Annotated in this window: 11 protein-coding genes; 7 read left to right on the top strand and 4 right to left on the bottom strand. The window is 66.9% G+C overall.

The features are described 5' to 3' along the window. Positions 1-65: 65 nt before the first annotated feature. The 3 genes from Poly30_RS12520 (at position 66) to Poly30_RS12510 (ending at position 4,723) form a co-directional block, all read left to right on the top strand. Positions 66-1,130, top strand: a complete 1,065-nt coding sequence (locus Poly30_RS12520) for a hypothetical protein (RefSeq protein ID WP_145197767.1) — start codon at positions 66-68, stop codon at positions 1,128-1,130. A 108-nt stretch (positions 1,131-1,238) separates the two neighbouring features. Then, complete coding sequence (locus tag Poly30_RS12515; protein WP_145197765.1) at positions 1,239-1,883, top strand: ECF-type sigma factor; 645 nt, start codon at positions 1,239-1,241, stop codon at positions 1,881-1,883. 26 nt (positions 1,884-1,909) lie between these two features. Beyond that, positions 1,910-4,723, top strand: a complete 2,814-nt coding sequence (locus tag Poly30_RS12510; protein WP_145197763.1) for a serine/threonine protein kinase — start codon at positions 1,910-1,912, stop codon at positions 4,721-4,723. A 21-nt stretch (positions 4,724-4,744) separates the two neighbouring features. Here Poly30_RS12510 and Poly30_RS12505 read toward each other — a convergent pair whose 3' ends face one another. Continuing rightward, positions 4,745-6,424: a hypothetical protein gene (locus Poly30_RS12505; RefSeq protein WP_145197761.1), complete on the bottom strand. Its 1,680-nt coding sequence runs from the start codon at positions 6,422-6,424 to the stop codon at positions 4,745-4,747. Between the two features lie 638 nt (positions 6,425-7,062). Here Poly30_RS12505 and Poly30_RS12500 point away from each other — a divergent pair. Beyond that, a complete protein-coding gene (locus tag Poly30_RS12500) occupies positions 7,063-10,596 on the top strand; it encodes a hypothetical protein (RefSeq protein WP_145197759.1) in 3,534 nt (1,177 codons plus the stop codon). A gap of 385 nt (positions 10,597-10,981) precedes the next feature. Next, a complete protein-coding gene (locus tag Poly30_RS28415) occupies positions 10,982-11,206 on the top strand; it encodes a hypothetical protein (RefSeq protein WP_419191305.1) in 225 nt (74 codons plus the stop codon). Here Poly30_RS28415 and Poly30_RS12490 read toward each other — a convergent pair. Next, positions 11,193-12,035, bottom strand: coding sequence for a coiled-coil domain-containing protein (locus tag Poly30_RS12490; RefSeq protein ID WP_145197757.1), 843 nt, complete (start codon positions 12,033-12,035; stop codon positions 11,193-11,195). The two genes, Poly30_RS28415 and Poly30_RS12490, sit on opposite strands and share 14 nt — an antisense overlap. A gap of 265 nt (positions 12,036-12,300) precedes the next feature. Here Poly30_RS12490 and Poly30_RS12485 point away from each other — a divergent pair, with 265 nt between their 5' ends. Together Poly30_RS12485 and Poly30_RS12480 are read left to right on the top strand one after the other, a co-directional pair. Next, on the top strand, positions 12,301-13,059 hold the full coding sequence (locus tag Poly30_RS12485; RefSeq protein WP_419191304.1) for an RNA polymerase sigma factor: 759 nt from the start codon (positions 12,301-12,303) through the stop codon (positions 13,057-13,059). Positions 13,060-13,177: 118 nt separating this feature from the next. After that, entirely contained in the window at positions 13,178-15,625 is a 2,448-nt protein-coding gene (locus Poly30_RS12480) for a protein kinase domain-containing protein (RefSeq protein ID WP_145197752.1), read from the top strand. Between the two features lie 401 nt (positions 15,626-16,026). On the opposite strand, the gene Poly30_RS12475 is transcribed toward Poly30_RS12480, so the two are convergent. Together Poly30_RS12475 and Poly30_RS12470 are read right to left on the bottom strand one after the other, a co-directional pair. After that, positions 16,027-17,517, bottom strand: a complete 1,491-nt coding sequence (locus Poly30_RS12475; protein ID WP_145197750.1) for an MlaD family protein — start codon at positions 17,515-17,517, stop codon at positions 16,027-16,029. After that, on the bottom strand, positions 17,514-18,161 hold the full coding sequence (locus Poly30_RS12470) for a paraquat-inducible protein A (RefSeq protein WP_419191303.1): 648 nt from the start codon (positions 18,159-18,161) through the stop codon (positions 17,514-17,516). The genes Poly30_RS12475 and Poly30_RS12470 overlap by 4 nt, the downstream gene beginning before the upstream one ends. Positions 18,162-18,168 lie beyond the last annotated feature (7 nt).

Genomic DNA, 18,168 nt, shown 5'->3' with positions numbered 1-18,168 from the left:
TCGGCCCGGATCACGCCAGTCAGCCATATTTTGATACCGCACGGTCCTTCCACACCTTCGCTGCCATGACTTCACGCAGATCCGCATCACGCATCGCACGCTTCCACCCCGGGATGGGGCTCCTCGGTCTCGCCACGATGACCATCACGGGGACCATCACGGGGACCATCACGGGCGCCACCGCGAGCGCCCAGACGGGCACCTTCCTGGAGGAGAACGGCCTCGTCGCGATCCAGTTCGAATCATCGCCCCAGATCGACGACTGGACGCTCTCGACGATCACGCCGGGGCACACCGGCGACGGCTACTTCCGCTGGGACGGACCGGACCTTTTCTTCTCGCCAGGGGCCTCCGGCATCCTCGGTTTCGACTTCGAGATCGAGACGGCGGGTGAGTGGATCCTCTCGGTCCACAACCGCCACGAAGACCCGGACCCCACCGAGCAGAACGACGTCTGGATTCGCATGGACAGCGATCCCTGGATCAAGGTGTTCTCCAACATGGCGGGCAGCGTCGGCGCCTGGACCTGGGAGTCGCGCTTCGATCTGGCGCACAACGACCAGCCCCAGGCCAGCTACGTCCTCACGCCAGGCACCCATCGGATCGAGTTCTCCGGACGCTCCTTCGGCTTCAAGATGGACCGCTTCCACCTGTATCTGCCTGGCGCGGCCGGCGCCACCGACGTCTCGGCGCCCGAGTCGACCCGCCGCTTCGGCGAGGCCTACTGCGTCGCCGCGAACAACAGCAGCGGCCAGGCATCCGTGGTCAGCGCGATCGGGCATCCCTCGCTGGCCGAGAACGATGTGACCCTCCGCACCGAGCAGCTTCCGAACCACGTCCTCGGCTACTACATCGTCTCCCGCAACGAGGCGTACGTCACGGGCGCCGGCGGCGGCAGCGGCAACCTGTGCGTCGGAGCGGGGACCGGTCGCTACGTCGGGAACGTGCTCTCCAGCGGCTCCGCTGGCGCGGTCGACCTCGCGATCGACACGGGGTCGATTCCCCAGCCGAACGGCGCGGTGGCGGCGGTGGTCGGGGAAGTATGGCGCTATCAGTTCTGGCACCGGGACACGAGCGGCTCGGGTCCCACCTCGAACTTCAGCCGGGGCCTGAGGGTCACGCTCGAGTAAGAAGACAACGCGGCCTCCGGGTTCGGACGCCCCTTCCAGTCGGCCCGATAAAGAGCGGCGGCACCGTGAATGGTCCGCCGCTTCTTTCGTAGGCTGGTCCCATCCCCCATGTCCGACGTCACACGACTTCTTCACGCGCTTCGTACCGGAGACGGCGACGCCAGCGATGAGCTCATCGAAGCCGTCTACGGCGAGCTTCGCCGGCTCGCGGCGTCGAAGATCGCGCGGGAGCGCGGCCAGACTCTCCAGGCCACCGCACTGGTCCATGAAGCCTGGATGCGCATCACGGGTCGGGACGAGGACGGCGAACATGTGCTCGACTTCCAGAACCGGGCTCACTTCCTCGGTGCCGCGGCCGAGGCGATGCGACGGATTCTGATCGAGCGGGCGCGCAAGCGTCGAAGCTTGCGGCACGGCGGAGCGTTCGGGCGCGCCGATATCGAGCCTGACGAACTCGTGGTGCTGCCGGACAACGTCGACGTATTGGAGCTGGACGAGGCCCTCGGGCGACTCAAGGAGATCTCCCCCGAACGCGCCAGGATCGTGGAGCTCCGGTTTTTCGGGGGGCTCTCGATCGTCGAGGCTGCGGAGGTGCTCGGGGTCTCCCGCGCGACGGCGGATCGCGCCTGGGCCTTCGCACGCGCGTGGCTGTTCAAGGAGCTGGGAGCGATCCCCGCAGCCGAGAATCAAGATCCCCTGTCCGCCCGACCGAACGCCGACTCCGACGCCGACGCCGACGAGCTCGGCGCCTGATCATTCCGAGTCAGGCCATTGATTCCATGGGCAAGAACTACCCGCTGAAAGCCATCGAAGCCCTGTTCGCCGGGGCACTCGAACGCCCTGCGGGCCGACCGCGGGAGGCGTGGCTGAAGCACGCCGCTGGGAGTGACGCCGGGCTGCTTGCCGAAGTGTACGCGCTGCTCGCCGCCCATGAAAACTCGGGCACGTTCCTGGAGAAAGGGGCGCTGCTCGCCATGGAGAAGGAGCCCGACTCCGGGCGCGACGCGTTGATCGACGCGCAGATCGGAACGCGGCTCGGCCCGTACGAGCTCACCGAACTCCTCGGCGAAGGCGGGTTCGGCACCGTTTTCAAGGCGAGGCAGACCGAACCCGTTCGCCGCGAGGTCGCGCTGAAGGTGATCAAGCTCGGCATGGACACCCGCCAGGTCATCGCGCGGTTCGAAGCCGAACGGCAGGCCCTCGCGATGCTCGATCACCCTTGCATTGCCCGGGTACTCGATGCAGGTTCGACCACGAACGGACGACCCTACTTCGTCATGGACCTGGCTTCCGGACAGGACCTGACGAGGTTCTGCGACGGGGAGGGACTTTCGGTCGAGGAGCGCTGCCGAGTCTTCATCGACCTCTGCCATGCGATGCAGCACGCTCACCAGCGGGGAATCATCCACCGCGACCTCAAGCCCTCCAACGTGCTGGCCTCCCGCGTCGAAGGCCGCATCATCCCGAAGGTGATCGACTTCGGCATCGCGAAAGCCACCGGCGAGGATGCCGCGGAAGCCTCGATGTTCACGGAACTCGGGCAGATCATCGGGACGCCGATCTACATGAGCCCGGAGCAGGCCACCGGCGGCGCGGACATCGATACTCGCGCGGACGTCTACTCGCTGGGCGTGATTCTGTACGAACTACTCACGGGCGTCACGCCGCTCTCCACCGACGACGTCCGAGCCAGCTCGGCGGATCTGGCGAGCTTCCTGCGCGACTTCGAGCCTCTCGCTCCGTCGCAGCGACTGAACGCGCCGCGCAAGGGCCTCGAGGAGGCCGCGAAGGCCCGGAAGGCCTCCCCCTCCGAGCTGCGCTCCAGGGTTCGTGGAGACCTGGATCACATCGTGCTCTGTGCGCTGGAAGGCGATCGGAACCAGCGCTACGAATCCGCAGCAGCGCTCGCCCGCGATGTGCAGAGGGCGCTGGAGAACCGCCCCATCGAAGCGCGTCCGCCGAGCTCCGTGCGGCGCTCGGTCAAGTTCGTCCGCCGGCACCGCGTCGCCGTCGCGGCAGCGGCGGCCGTTCTCGCGGCAGCGTTCGCGGGGGTCGCCGTTTCGATCGGCTCCCTTCGCTCGAAGCGAGACCAGGGCATGGTGCTTCAAAGCGTTCTGGAAGCCGCGAACGACGTGACGGCCGTCGGTGGCTTCGAGGATACGGCCGCCGATATCGAGCGGCGCATCGCGCGCGTTTATTCGCCCGACGCACCGATCATCGTCGATGCTCTGGCGACCCTCGCAGACCGCCTGGGACGGCGAGGCGCGATGGCGGAGTCCCTGGAAGCGCGGAGGCGTGCTCTGCAGGCCGCCGTTCGAATCCATGGCAAGGACGCCGAGGAGACGGATCTGGCGCGGGCGGCGCTAGGGCTGCAGCTCGCGAGGATGGGACAGCGGGACGAAGCGCAGCAGGAGCTCGCTTCGGCCGTGGCCGCCGACTCGGTGCGTTCCGCGCCTGGCACGCCGGCCTTCAACAGCGCTCGAATCGAGCTGGCTCAGCAGCTGCTCGACGACGACCAGCTGGCGAGAGCCGCGGAGGTGGCGATCACGGCGGACCGGGTGGCGCAGACCGCGGGCGCCGAGGATCGGCAGCTCCGGGCCGAAGCTCTGGAGGCCCTGGTGCAGGTTCACGGTCGCAGCGGCGCTCCAGAGGCCACGCAGGCGGCCATGGTGGCGTGGGAGAAGCTGCTGCAGACCTACGAACAGGCTCTCCCCACGACCAGTCTCTTCGTCTTGCGCAAGCACATCGAGTGCGGTCGCTGGCTTCTCAGCGTGGGCGAACCGGCGGGCGCCGCCCGCGAGGCACGAGCGGTTCTACAGAGCCTGCTGCGAGTGGCCGACGCACCGGTGGACCTGGAACTCTCCGCACTGCGACTGATCAATCGCGCGTCGATGGATGCGCCCACGGCGGTCAGCAGCGACGAGGCCAAGGAGCTGCTGCGCCGCGAAGTCGCGCTCTCGAAGCGAACCCACGGGGAGAGTTCTGCGGCCTATGTCGAGACGCTCCGTAGCGCAGGGGATCAGCTCGAACAGGCTGGAGACATGGGCGGTGCGCTGCAGATGCTTTGCACGCGCTTCAAGACGATCCGAATCCAGTCGGCGAAGGTGAACGATCTGGCGCGCGGCGCGCTCTTGAAGGTGCTGGCCGACGAACTCGGGGCGAAGGCGGATTCGGTTTGTCGCCGTGACGACCTGGAACCAGACGCCTACTTCGCCGCCCGGGAAGCCGTCGGTTTGGCGCTCGAGATCACTCCAGAGGATGCCTTCATGCTCGAGGCCGAACTCATTCTCACGGTCCGCACGGGCAGGTACGCCAACCTGTTCTCCCTCATCGAGAACTTCCGTCGCGTCACGGGGATGAGCGGCGAGCATCCGCTCATCCTTGCACTGCAAGCGATCGGCTATTCCGTGCAGCGCGCCAACATGGCCCAGGCGCTCTCCAACCTGGAGAAGGCGTCGAAGCTCGCGGAAGAGCCCCAGTTCGTGTCGACGCCTCGACTCCGAGAAACGATGGAATGGGCGAGGCGGACGGTTTCGCTGGCCGCGGGAACGCAAGTCGATGACGGTGTGCGAACGGGCGCGGACTCGAAGTAGCGATCGATCCGCGACGCGCCTTCACCCCCTCGCGACCCGGAATCCCTGCGCGCGGAAGGCTTCCGCCAGATCACGACGAACGAGCAGGTTGAAGTAGCCCGCGCCCTTCGGAAGCCGACGACTCGCGGCGAGGTAGTGTTGACTGAGTGCCTCCGCCAGCTCCGCTCGCAAGTAGGGCTCGCCGAAATAGCGAGGGGCCATGGCGGGGTTGGACAGCGCCGCTGCGAGGTCGGGCGCATCCACGAGCGAGGTGACGCGACCGCGTAACGGGTCGAGATGGAGGGCCCCCACTTTCCTTGTCAGCGCGAGTTCGATGGCCGTCCTTCCGAAGCGAACCGGACCCGAAGCGGGTCGTCTCGCGACCTCGCGATCCGTCAAACCCGTCAGATCCAGAACCGGCGTCGCGGGCTCGAACCATCGGAATCGCTGCGTGTGAAGATGCGCGAAGACTTCGTCTGGCGCGAGAGCGGCGGCGATCGCACGGAAGACCTCCTCGTCGCCTTCGAAGGCTTCGAGGCCGACGGGCCCGGCTGCGAGGGCCTGCACGGCGTCGGGGAAGACCTGCCAGGGCCGCCGGGCGTCGAGCGATCCTCCGACCGCCGAGGCGAAACAGGCCACCAGGGGGAGCGCCAGCGCTGCGAGAGAGCGCCGGAGAGTCTGGCCCGCCACAGCGAGGCCGAGGGCCAGCCAGACGGGGAGCCCGATGGGCATGAAGAGCCGAGCGCCCATGTAGCTATCGCCCCCGGACACGAGGACGCCGAGCGCGTACAGAGCAGCCATCGCCAGCAATCCGCGGGCGGCCGAGCGCGTGGAATGCCGCGCACGGGGCTCGGCCTCGGGATGACGCGTGAGCCAGAGGACCGCGAGGACGGCGGAGGAGAGCCCCACCGCTGCGGCCGAGAGCCCTGCGTCGCTGCGCAGGACCTGAAGGAGGTAGCGCGCACCGTCAGCCACCTCGCTCCAGCGTGAACTCGACGACTTCGCGTGAAAGGTGTTCGGCAGCCAGTCCCCGTAGAGCCAAAAGCGCACCGCCGTGATGAGAGCCCCGGCGAGCACGCCAGCGCCGGCCCAGCGCCAGGCCGCCGCCCATCGAACGCCGCCGGTTCCGAAGGGCACGCCCGCCGCAAGACTCTGCCGCCCGCCGGCCCAGCCGACCAGGATCGGAGCCAGCGCCAGTCCTTCCGGACGAGCCGCCGCGAGCAGCAGAGACCAGGTGAGACAGAGCGCAGGCCGAGCCTCCACCGCAGCCACGAGCGCAAGGATCCACAGGAGGGCGAAGAGCGGGCCCTCGAGCAGGTAGCCCGCGGACTCGGCGAGACCGGGGGACCATGCCACGAGGCCCCCTACCGCGGCGGCAACGATCGCAGAGCCGGTCCAGCGAACGGCGGCTCGAACCGCTATCAGGACCGCAGCGATCCACCAGCCGAGCCCGAGCCAGCCGGCCAAACGCAGGGGATCCATGGCCGGAGCCAGCTCGAGGCCGATGCCCTTGATGGCCCAGTCCAGCAGACTGGTGGAGCCCTCGACTCGTGCACCTCCCAAAAAGCCTTGCGCATCAGGCGCACCAAGCCCTGGCTCGACCCCCTGGAAGGTGGCCCTCGCGTCGGAAAGCACCACGAAGGCGTCATCCAGGCTCCCCGCAACGGGCGCGTGGGCCAGCGCCAATCCCAGCGCGAGAAGCGCGAATCCGGAGGCAACCACCCAGGCCAGGCAGCCCCTGGCCGTGTCGTCAGGCGCAAAAACGACGGATTCCTCCGACAGAATCGCATCTGAGCGGTCGTGAACCGAGCTTTTTGGGTCGGTAGGTGCGAAACCGCACGATCTGTGGGGGCTACGGTTCATTCGTGCGCCGACTCCTTTGCCTCCATGGCATGACAACCCTAACCTGACGCGCGCCAGTGGCGCTCCTGGCGTCTCTGCTTCAGCAAGGATCCCCAAAACCCGTGCCGTGCGACCTGCGCGGGCTCCCGCCCCGCGGAGCCTGGAATGCCGTTTGCTGTCCATCCAAGATCAGAAGGTTCCAGACAGGACCCAGATACGACATTCCCGCCGCTATGATCTTTCCCTCGGGGTCGCCCCCTTGGGATCATCTCACGGGACCCCCGCCTCCGGACCTGGCCCCTCCCCACCACCCGCCTCGACCGACCGCTCCCCCCCTTCGAAGAGTCTCCTCCTTCGTTTCGACCGTCATTCCGACGGAGGAAACGCTGAGTGACGAAGCCCTGAATTCTGAGCGCAAGGCTCTGACCCGCACAACCGTCGACACCCCCCTCGGCTCACCGCTCCGTTCGGAGCCCCTGCCGAATCCGTCGCCGGGTTTCGCAACGACAATCTCCAAGATGACGCACCGGACCCACAACCCCACACGCACCGCACTCACCTCGGTGGCTGCGGCTCTGGCTTTCGCCACGCTCGGCTGCAACAACACCAAGTCCCCGAACGCGGACCTGGTGCCGGAGGGCACGTATGCGTCCACTCCGGACGGTTCGCGCAACTTCTTCGTGGACTCGAGCTTCCGCGGGCTCACGACCGAAGTGCACGTGGCGCGCCAGTACTACGGGCGTCTCGTGACGGTGGCTTCGTGTGACGCCGCAGGAGCCATCATCGAGGTCGTCCACACGGACTTCGTCATCGACCCCCGCGAGGCCAGTACCTGGTCCGCACCGTTCACGCTCACGACCAATCCCGTGAACGGAATGGAGACCCTTTGCATCGCCGAGGACGTGACGGACACCACCGTCGACCCCTTCCTCGGCACGAGCCCGCGCGAGCGATTCATCGACGCTCTCGTCGAGGCCGCAGGCGGCGTTCGACCGGTGACCGATCTCGGTTTCGTGGGGACGGGTAACTACACGATGGTGCCCAGGAACGCTGCGTTCGTGCTTCAGTTCGATGACATCATCGATCCGGCCACGATCACGCCCCAGACCTCCATCAAGGTCATCCAGGGCAACCCGCCGGTGATCCCCTTCTTCGCCCGCATCTTCCCGGACCCCAACTTCGGCGCTCTCGCGGACTTCGATGGTCAACCGGGCGCGGAGTTCTACCCCACGCGGATCATCATCGACCCGGCGATTTCGCCGGCAGAGTCCCTCGCCACCAACATCGCCACGAACCTCACGGGGTTCCCCGCCAGCCTGAGCGCGACACTCGCGAACATTCAGGTCAGGATCCCCACGGTGAAGCCCGTGGGCCAGGTGAGCCCGCTGCTCAGCAACCCGAGCAACCATCCGGTCGTCACGAACGACAACGGCACGTTCGACTTCGGCAGCAGCACGCGGGACGTCGTTCGCGCGTTCCGCTCGGGTGGACTGGCCGAGGTCACGGGTGACCCGTTCAGCGGCTTCCTCCCCGATCGCGAGATGCCCCAGATCATCGGCGCCCAGGGCGCCAATCTCGCGGGCGTGTTCCAGCCTGACGCTTCGGATCCGATGGCGTTCACGATCCCGACGATCACCTTCAACTCGACCCTCTGCGCCCAGAGGCCCGTCGAGGGAGACGTCCTCACCACCAGCGTGGGGATCTCGGCGATGGTCCTCAGGAATAGCGCCATTCCAGGCAGCCTGGACTCCGGTGCCTTCAACCCCGTGACCGGCGTTGCCTCCAGCGTCAAGGTCAGGGTCCTCGAGCCCGTCCCGGCGCAGTTCGCCGCGGATCCCGCCGCAGGCTTCGTCGGAAACGGCCAGGGAGCGGCGCAGTACGCCTCGGCCTACGATTCGGCCCCTGACAGCGATGACCTGACCCGCCCCGAGTGCTTCGTGACGGTGACGCCGAACTCGTTCGGATTCCCGGATGCCCCGAACGTGGACATCACCACGAACGCCGAGTTCGCCATCCGCTTTAGCGAGCCGATGAACCGCGACGAGATGGAGCCCTACGAGTCGATCAAGTTGACGCGGCGCAGGGTGGTCGCGCAGGAGGCTGCGGACTACGTGGCCGGCGAACTCCGGGGAGATCTCAACCTTCGGACGTACTCGTTCCTGCCCATCGTGCCGCTGGAACACACGAACGGAACCGTCGAGACGTTCTTCCTGAGCCTCGGCGAAGGAGACCTGGCTCCCAAGGACCTGGCCGGCAACCCGCTGTCTGCGCTCCTGAGCCCCATCGAATACTCGGTCCTCCAATCCGCCCCGACTCAGCAGAGCGGTAGCCGGGTGTCTCGCTTCACGAGCCTCGACGAGGAAGCACCGTTCGCTGACCTCACCTCCGACGTGCTCACCGAGCGGATTCCCAAGCTCGAGTGGAACGGACAGGGCAGCGTTGATGTGGCGCGAGAGCGCCTCCGGCCCCGCCCCGTCGTTCGAGAGCAGGTCTTCGTGACGACGGACCAACCGCTCCCGGGCGCCATGGTCCCGGGACCTGGCACGCAGCTCCCGCTGAACCCGAGGGGTGCACGGACCCAGTTCGTCTGGCGCTACATCGACTTCGGTCTGTCGCTCTACGAAGACGGCGACTACCCCAAGGGCCTGGATATCAACCGTCTCAACGTGGACGTCGAGGCCGCCTATCTCAGCCCGCTCGGCAGCAACCCCATCTTCGAGTCGTACCCCGACTTCACGATGTACATGGCCCATTCCAAGGCGCTGCCCGATGAGGTCACCAGCAACGGTGCCCTGCTGAACGCGAGCTCCGGTATCGAGAACCGATTCACCGAGAACCTCCTCGATCAGACGGCCGATCCCCTGGAAGAAGTTCACCCGCGCGAGCGTGGCTACACCATCAATCCGGGCGACCAGAGCCTCACGCCCAACGGCACCACGTTGATTCCGTTGCCCATGAACCAGGGTGTGGCCGAGGTCGACAAGGAGTTCTACACCTGGCGCGATACGGCGATCATGACCCTGGGTGGCGTCAACACCATCTACGGTGCTCCGCCCCTGCGGAACTGGGAGGTCAACCTCGAGCACCCCCGCCACGCCGTGGTCACCATGATGGGCGAGGACTGCTCCACGCCGAACAGCCCCGTTCTCTCTCCGATCCCGAGTCCCCCGTCGCCTGATGTGCTGGAGAACCCGCTCTACCTTCCGGGTCAGATGCGTACGGCGGCTCTTCCCCTCCTACTCGACTTCCGCTGCTTCAACAGCGGTACGGCCTCTTCGGGTAACACGTTCGCCCACGGACTGGCCAACGCGAGCATGCAGCCCTTCTTCCGCGCGTATAGCGCCGGGGGAACCAACCAGGCTGGCGTACTCGACATCATCGACCCCGATCTCGAGACGATCGCCAACGGAGGCTACGACCCGACCTCGCAGCCGCCTGGTGCAGAGATCCCGGGTCTCGACAACGTGCTCTACTACGGTGCCCTCGACCTCGTTTCGCGCGTCAACCGACTGACGTCGATTTTCTTCGCGGCTGTGGATCCCTCGAGCTTCAACCCGGGGGCCGGCAACCCGAACACGGACTACGACGCGAGCTACAGCAACCCGTCGATCGTCGCGCCGGTCATCTTCCCCACGCTCCTCGATCAGCCCCAGGGCACCGCGGTCGAGCTGGCTTACCGCGGATCCTCTGCGGAGATCCAGGCTGGCTCGCCGGAGCGCGAGAACGGTCAGAAGATGGACCCCTACGGCGACTTCTTCAAAGAACTGCCGGAGAACTACGACGGCGGACCTGAGGACGTTCAGTTCAACAGGCGAGGCAACGCCTCGTGCTGGGATGCCTCGTTCCGCTACCTGATGTTCGATCCGATGACGGGCGATAGCGAGATCAACGACAACGTCTCGTTCCTCGGCAACAGCCTGGACTGGCGCAACGATACGGCTCAGCTCCAGGGGGCACGCTTCTTCCAGGTGCGTATCTCGCTGATCAGCAACGTCGCGACCGGCGCGGTTCCGACCGTCAGCTCCCTCGGCTTCGGCTGGACCAACAACTGATCAAGCCGCCCTCAAGTGGCTGAGCGCGCCCATGGTCCGCTCGAGTCTACAGCGCAGGTCAGCCGTCCCTTTCCGGGGCGGTTGGCCTGCGCTGCTTTGACCGTGTCCGGATCTACCGGGATTCTTGGCCTTGCATTCACGGGCTCGCCTCCCCATGATCGAAGCATGTGGCCCAGGGACGCCAGGGCCTGTCTCCGTAGCCCTACCCGTGCATGTCACAGCTCGGGCGGGATGTTCTAGACAAGGAGGTGATCAGATGATGAGTGACGGTACGAAGGGGACGCGTCGATAAGACGTGCGCCCGACGGGTGCGCACTTGTGCGCGTCCCCCGCAACACTCAGGACCCTGTTCGCCTTCGGGCGGACAGGGTCCGACCCGTTCTGGGTGCTGGTCACCTGGGTACTGGTCACCTGGGTACTGGCCACCTGGGTACTGGCCACCTGGGTATTGGCCACCTGGGTTCTGATCGACTGGGCCGAACGGATGGCTGCCAACGCCCATCGCATCGTCCACGAAAAGGCCCGCGCGGTGAAACCCCCGAAGGAGCGTCACCGCGCGGGCGGGATCGAGCGTTCCGAGAGGTCCGCTCGGAAGATCAGTTGCCGGTGAGCTCCGACCTGGCGAGCTCTTCGTAGTCGATCGACTCCACGGTGCTGGCCAGCTGATCGAGTTCGAGCTCCTGCGCCAGGCGCTTGCGCTCGAGCAGAGTCGTGATCTGATCGAGGCTGCTGGCCTCGAACGTCTCCACTTCGTCCAGCGTCGACTGACGAGCCTCAAGCATCTTGATCAGGCGCTCGTTTCGAGCGATCGACTTGACCTCGTTGTTGAGCTGGGCGAGCTGCGCCTCGAACTGAGCGTTCTCCTCTTCGAGCTTGTCGAGGATGGCCTCGAAGCGCTCTTCCTGGTTGCGCAGATACTTGAGGTTGTGCTGGGCGTCGGCCGCACGCGCGACATGCGCCATGCGCGTCCGCTCGATCTCCTTGACCTTGGCGCTGGCTCGACGGTAGCTCATTTCCTCACCATCGAAGCTGACGGAGGCCAGCTGAGCGCGAGGAGCGCCCTCCGCCAGCGCCGTCTGGACCTTCTCGACCTCGGGCAGGAGTTTCGCGAGATCATGATCGACGAGCACGACGACCCGCTCGGAGACCGCCTGGTCTTGCTCGAGCTGAACCCGCTCGTCCCGCAGACTGGCGAGGTCCTGGCGGACTTCGCGGATGCGGGCCGGGTACTGCTCCTTGGCCTGGGCGATCTGGCGAGCCAGGGCCGCGGGGTCATCGAGGTTGGCGTCGAACGTCTGCTCGATCCGGGTTTGAAGTTGATCCGCCATGGCACCGACCCGATCCGGGCCGACGATCATCGCGGAGCCGCCGACGACGGCTGCGGTGAGCGCCGCTCCGATGGCGGCCGTGCGGAAGAGGGTTTTGAAGATGAAGCACATGTTCTTGGATTCGTCAGGAGGAGTCTCGGGAAGCGGGCCCGGGAGTGGGCCCTCACCCGGGTTCCTGGGAAACCCGCTCCTGGCGTTTCACGTCCCACGCGCAAAGTGCCCGAACATCTTCCGAATTTGACCGCCGGATGCCGCCCCATGGGTTCCTATGGAATAGGGATGACCGCCTCGCGTAGGCCAACGGAACGGGCTCCACCGGCCCTCGGCGCCCTCTGGATCCATCGCCGATTCTCTCTCCAGCCCCCTCCTGCCCTCCTTGCACGACCTCACCACCAACTTCATCGGACGCCTCCGCGCCCGCGACGGCGCCGCCTGGTTCGAGCTCTGGGAGACCTTTGGTCCTATTCTGAGATCCCAGCTCTCTCGCTGGGGCCGTGGACGCATCGGCGTGGAGACGGTCCAGGACCTCTCGCAGGACACGATGGTGGCCCTGGCCGGAGCCATCGATCGCCACGATCCCTCCAGGGGCGCACGCTTCTCCACCTGGCTCCTGGCGATCGCGAAGTACACGTTGAGCGATGAGATGGATCGCCGCGGCGCCCAGAAGCGCGGCAGCGGCGTCAAACCGCTCGCCCTCGATGGCCTGGAAGGGATGGACCCGGGTTCCGGCCTCCCGACCCCGGACGAGGCTTACGAGCTGGAGGTCTTCGACGCCAAGGTGGAGGCCGCCCTCCGTCAGCTGGAACGCGATGCCGAGCTGCTCGACTTCGAGACGTTCCGCCTCCGCATTCTGGAGGGACAAAGCGGCCGAGAGGTCGCCGAGGCGCTCGGGACCAGCGAGCCCACGGTCAGCCGCCGCCTCGCGCGCTCCAGGACCCTGCTCCAGGGGCTCCTCTTCGATGTCTTCGCGCGCTTTTCGTTCTCCGACGACGAATGGCAGGAAATGGAGCGAAATGGACTGGGGCGAATCCCCAACAAGACGGAGGACGCCACCTTCGACGACTCCATCGCCGAGATCTACGGCCGAATCGCCGCCCGACGGCGACACGCCGAGCCCTCGGCGCCCGGGGCCTGACCCATTCGGGTGCCTGACGGCTCTGGCCGCCGAGCCCCTGGCACATCGAGCCTCTGATCCATCGAGGCGCCCCCGCTGACCTCCCCGCCTGCCGCACACTCTCCTTCCGACTCCTCCCATGGCCCAACCGCTCTTAGGATTCCTCGCCTTCGCCCTTGGCACGGTCGTCGTCCTCACGGTCCCGGTACTCGTTATCTGGGTCCTGGTCCAGATCCTGAAGGGTCTGGGTGCCCTGCTCGGTGGCGGGATCCAGCTCGTCTCCGGCCTGGTTCGCCACGTCGCCAGGTTCGCGATCTCCGAGGTCAGGGACGTCACGCAGTTCGCGGGCAGCCTTCTGACGCTCTGCCTGATCCTGCCGCTGTGCCTCGCGAGCTTCGGACTCCTGCGCTGGAAGGCCGGCAAGCACTACGCCGGCGCCGTCGAAGACGAGTTCACCGGCGCGCTCGCCAGCCTGTATCGCATCGGCCTCGGCAATCCGGTGCGCCTCCTCGGCCTGGGCGCTCTCACGGACGGCATCGAGCGTCGTCTGCCCGACGTGGTCGATCGAGAGCCGCGCACGGGTCGCTTCTCCGTTGCGAACGCCCCATTCCCGCGCCGTGGCCAGAAGCCCGCCGCCCCCGCCTTCGAGGGCTACCAGATCCAGGAAGAACTTCAGGCCGGCGGCTCCGGTGCGCGCCTCTTCTGCGCGATCCCGACGGACGCCCGAGCGAAGGAACTCGAGCGGCGCGGCCTCTCCGTCCCCCAGCGCGTCGTCATCAAGGCCTTCGATCTCGGCTACGGTTCGACCATCCCACAGATCGTCCGCGAGAGCCGCTCCCTGGAGGCCGCCAAGAACCTCGGCCTGATCCTGGAGCACGAACTGGGCGATGGCTCGTTCCACTACGTGATGCCTTTCGTGCCGGGCGAAGATCTCGATCAGGTCACCCGGCGCATGCACGCGATGAGCGGGCCGAACGGTCTCTCCGACCCCGACTTCAAGAAGGTCATCGCCTACAGCCGTGACCTCTGCGATCAACTGGGTCGCTTCCACCGCGAAGGCCTCTGGCACAAGGACGTGAAGCCGTCCAACCTCCTCGTGGCGGGCGGCAGGCTCCAGGTCGTGGACTTCGGGCTGGTCACGCCGCTGGAGTCCGCGCTCACGCTCACGACCCACGGCACCGAGTTCTTCCGCGATCCGGAACTCGTTCGCCTCGCGCTCGCGGGCAAGCGCGTCAAGGACGTCGACGGCGTCAAGTTCGACCTCTACAGCGCTGGCGCGGTGCTGTACTCGATGATCGAGAACAGCTTCCCCGCGCACGGTTCCCTCTCGTCGATCTCGAAGCGGACGCCGGAAGCGCTTCGCTGGATCGTGCGCCGCGCGATGGCCGATGTCGACAAGCGTTATCCGAGCGCCGCCGCCATGGCACGCGATATCGACGTGCTCGTCCTGGCGGAGGACCCCTTCACGGTGCGGCCAGCAGATCTTCCGTCCGTTCACGGAAGGTCCGAGCCCAGCGCCGAACGAGCGTCCTTCACGCCGCCGCCGTCAGGGCAATCGTCTGGAGCTGCCTCCCACGGGAGCCGTGACGCGGACGAGGACATCCAGCGAATCAACGCCTTCGGCATGACCGCGGAGATCCGTGGCCTCGGCCGGATGAAGGAGTCGCTCGCGAGCGTGGCCCATCACCATTCGCCAGCGGGACGACGCGCCCGCCGCGCTGCGGCTGCCGAGGAGCGCAGGGTCCAGGCGGAGGCCGCGCGCGATGCGCGCCTCGAGGCGAAGAAGAATCTCCGTAGTCAGCGTCGCGGCATGCTGCGCGTCGTCGCGACCCTCGCGGTCTTCGGTGGGATCGCCGGCGGCATCGCGTCGATCGACGAGCAGAATGTGCACGGCATGCCCGTCGGCGCAACGATGAACGACAGCGCCGAGATGCAGCGCCCGGGCTCCCTCGACGAAGCGCTTCGGTTCTTGGACCAGGACGACACGGAAGCGCGCTACCGTGAAGCCGCCGAGCGCTCGCTCCCGTCGACCGAGACGAGTTCGCTTCGCCCGTTCGCGCCTGCGCGGAGGCTGCCGCCTTCAACGGAAACGGAGCTCTCGAACCTCGGCTCGATGGCGAGGGTGCTGATCTTGACGGACAGCACGGACCCGAGCCTCGACACCGAGATGCGCTCGACCGTTCGTCGATTCCGTGAACTCGGCGCCATCCCCCTCGGTATCGACTCGAAGGGACGGACGACGACGAGTGATCAACTGGACGCGATCCTGACCCGGGCACGCCGCCAGATCGAACTCGCGAACGGATCCATCGAGGAGACGGAGGCGAGGCTCGCTAGCCTTGCCGCCAGCGGCAACGAGATCGACGCGGTGTACTGGGTCCGTCGCCAGCCGGGCACGGGCTATCTGCGCTCGAGCCTCGCCACGAGGAAAGAAGCGTGCGGCAACGCATCGTGGGACCATCACGACGAGAGCTGCTCCGGCGCCTCGTGCAGCGACGGCTCGAATGATCCAGCTTGCACCGCCTCGACCTCGGGCGGAGGAGCCTGCGGGGCGACCGCGGCCGCGGCCGTCCGGGTCAGCCACTGATCGAGCCATGAACTGCCTTCCCAGCTCGGCTGGGCCGGCTGGGCTGGCTGGGCCGGGACAGAGGAATGAAAAAGGGCCCCGCGCTCAGTGCGCGGGGCCCGTTCTTTTGACTGGACGCCTTGGCCTTGCATGGATGGGGCGATGGGTCTCGGCGCTGTGCCTCCTGCTAAGGGCTACAGAGCCGGCTTCCAACTCCACTCGACGCGATCCTCGGCCAAAGGCCTCCATTCCCGACGGGAGAAGCTGCGCTTCTCCCCGATGGCTTCCTTCCAAGGACAGTCTTCGGGAAGGCGCTCCGAGTCCAGCCGCTTTTCGTCCAGAAACCCGTGCGGAATTCGCACAGGGGCGAGGGAAAACCCCCAAGGGCCTCCCTGCTTCCAAGCAGGGAAGCGCCTCTGTCGTCACGGGATGGAATGAATCGCCACATCGTCGTCCGTCACGGTGACGACCCCCACCACGGCGCCGTCGCTCCTCGCCATGGCCAGCGCTCCGTGCCAATCCGAGGAAATCGCAATACGCCGATCGACGGTCACGCGGTCGCCCTGGATCCGGAGCCGTGAGCTGTCGATGCCGAGGGGATCACGGCCGACGTCCCGAACGAGGATGAGGTCCTCCGGCTGATAAAGGGCGCGGCGCTCGGGGACCCCCTTGACGGAGGCGCCGCTCCCTTGGGCGAGGCCGCTCCATTCCTCCCCGAACAACCCCGGGGCGAGCCTACCCATGGGGCTCTCCCCGAGCTTTTCGATCTCAGGGACGGTGAGTTCTCCGATCTCGAACGATCGACCGGCTACCGCAAGAACGGCCTTCTCCCCGCGGGCATCCTCCGGCACGGAGAGCAGATTCCACGGCCCGACCAGCCCACCGGTCGTCGCGTGCATCCAGCCTGCAATCGTCGACTTGGTCCTCAGAATGCGCCCCTCCTCCCAGGTCAACGTCGCCCGAAGCAGTCGCGGGAGCGCCACACCCGGCGGCAGAAGCTCGCTACCCAGGGGTAGAGCGGGAGCCCATTCGAGCCACTCTTCCTTGGCGTCCGCGTTCAGGCGGAAGCGCGTCCCCGTGGCCACGGCTGGACCGCTCGGGACCGGGGTCGCCATCGCGACGCCTCCGATCAGCGCGGTCTTGAGCGAATCGAGATCGATGTCGAGCCCACCCGTGAGAGACAGACCAAACTCGAACCCTCCTGTCTCCCAGAAAACTGAGCCCTCGCGCACGAGCTGGGCGTAGGCCTCGCGCACCCGGACGCGCACCTCGACCGATGTCGCATCGCTGGCGAGGCCGACCGCGATCACGGTCCCGATGCGCACACCGCGGTACGTGAGCCCGGCGCCGGATTGGATCCCGAAGCGCGTCGGCGCCTCCAGCACGATCTCCAGCCCCATACCGCCGCGGATCTCATCCTCCAGTGGAGGCTCGGCCAGCGCTGTGAACTGAGTGCGCCGCTCCGCGTCCTTCGGGCCCGGATACAGGGCGAGGTAGCGCGCACCGATGATCGTCTCCAGCCCCTCGATCGAGTCGAGCGAAAGCTGGGGCCGAACGACCCAGAACTGGGTGCCGGCGCGCGCGAGGTCCGTCGCGTCCTTGAAGAGCTGAACCTCCATTCGAACGCTCGCTTCATCACCCGAAGACGAGCCGAGCATCACGGAACGTACCTGCCCGACGTCGATGCCCAGATAGCGAACCGCGTCTCCCTCTCCCACGCCGTAGCCGTGCGCCGCATGAATGACGATGACTGGCCCCTGATCCCGCGCGCCGATCCAGGTGAAAGCGATCGACGCCGCGAGCGCTGCGAGCGGCACGAGCCAGATGAAGTGCCGAAAGATCGAGCGACGCGGCTCCGGTGCGGCGACTGCCACCGGGATGGACGTCGCCGGGATGGGATTCGAAGGATTCATGGAGAGGTGTGGGGAGACTCTGGATCACCGCTGGACGGCGTCAGGGGAGCGTCTGCCCAGAGCGCATGCGGATCGAAGAGCGCCGCGCTCAAGAGGCTCAGGAGGACGACGGCCGTGAAGGCGAACGCTGCGGGACCAGGCGAGATTTCGACGAGGTCGCCCACTTTGACCCAGGCGACCACCACGGCCACGAGCAGCACGTCCAGCATGCCCCAGCGTCCCGACAGGTCAACGATGCGCCAGCTCCAGCGACGAGCGCGCCGTTGGAGCGAGCGCCGCCCGACCGTGATGGCGAGAAGACCACCGATCTTCAGCAGCGGAAAGACGATCGAGCACAGGAAGACCGTCCCACCGACGAACCAGTCACCGTGCCGAAGCAGGCCGAGGCTGCCGCTCCAGATGCTCGCGTTGCTGCTGTGCCCCATCTCCTCGATTCGCATGATCGGGAGCGTGACCGCCGGCGGAAAGAGCACCAGGGCGGCGATCGCCACGGCCGCGACGCGGCGCGAGACATCATCGGCGCGTGACGCAGCCCCGTGCACCTGGGGCAAGCGGGCACCGCAGCGCCCACAGCGTGCGGTCAAGGAGCCGGAAGACGTCAGCGAGGCAGGCGAGACGCCAGGCGCGAGCACGACGTGACTCACCAGCCCA

Source organism: Saltatorellus ferox, from assembly GCA_007751475.1.
GTDB lineage: Bacteria > Planctomycetota > UBA1135 > UBA1135.
This window is presented reverse-complemented; position numbering and strand designations above follow the sequence as displayed.

What these genes read in the sequence shown, in the direction of transcription:
- Poly30_RS12520 (WP_145197767.1), top strand. Translation starts at nt 66, where the DNA reads ATGACTTCACGCAGATCCGCATCACGCATCGCACGCTTCCACCCCGGG.
- Poly30_RS12515 (WP_145197765.1), top strand. Translation starts at nt 1,239, where the DNA reads ATGTCCGACGTCACACGACTTCTTCACGCGCTTCGTACCGGAGACGGC.
- Poly30_RS12510 (WP_145197763.1), top strand. Translation starts at nt 1,910, where the DNA reads ATGGGCAAGAACTACCCGCTGAAAGCCATCGAAGCCCTGTTCGCCGGG.
- Poly30_RS12500 (WP_145197759.1), top strand. Translation starts at nt 7,063, where the DNA reads ATGACGCACCGGACCCACAACCCCACACGCACCGCACTCACCTCGGTG.
- Poly30_RS12490 (WP_145197757.1), bottom strand. Translation starts at nt 12,035, where the DNA reads ATGTGCTTCATCTTCAAAACCCTCTTCCGCACGGCCGCCATCGGAGCG.
- Poly30_RS12480 (WP_145197752.1), top strand. Translation starts at nt 13,178, where the DNA reads ATGGCCCAACCGCTCTTAGGATTCCTCGCCTTCGCCCTTGGCACGGTC.
- Poly30_RS12475 (WP_145197750.1), bottom strand. Translation starts at nt 17,517, where the DNA reads ATGAATCCTTCGAATCCCATCCCGGCGACGTCCATCCCGGTGGCAGTC.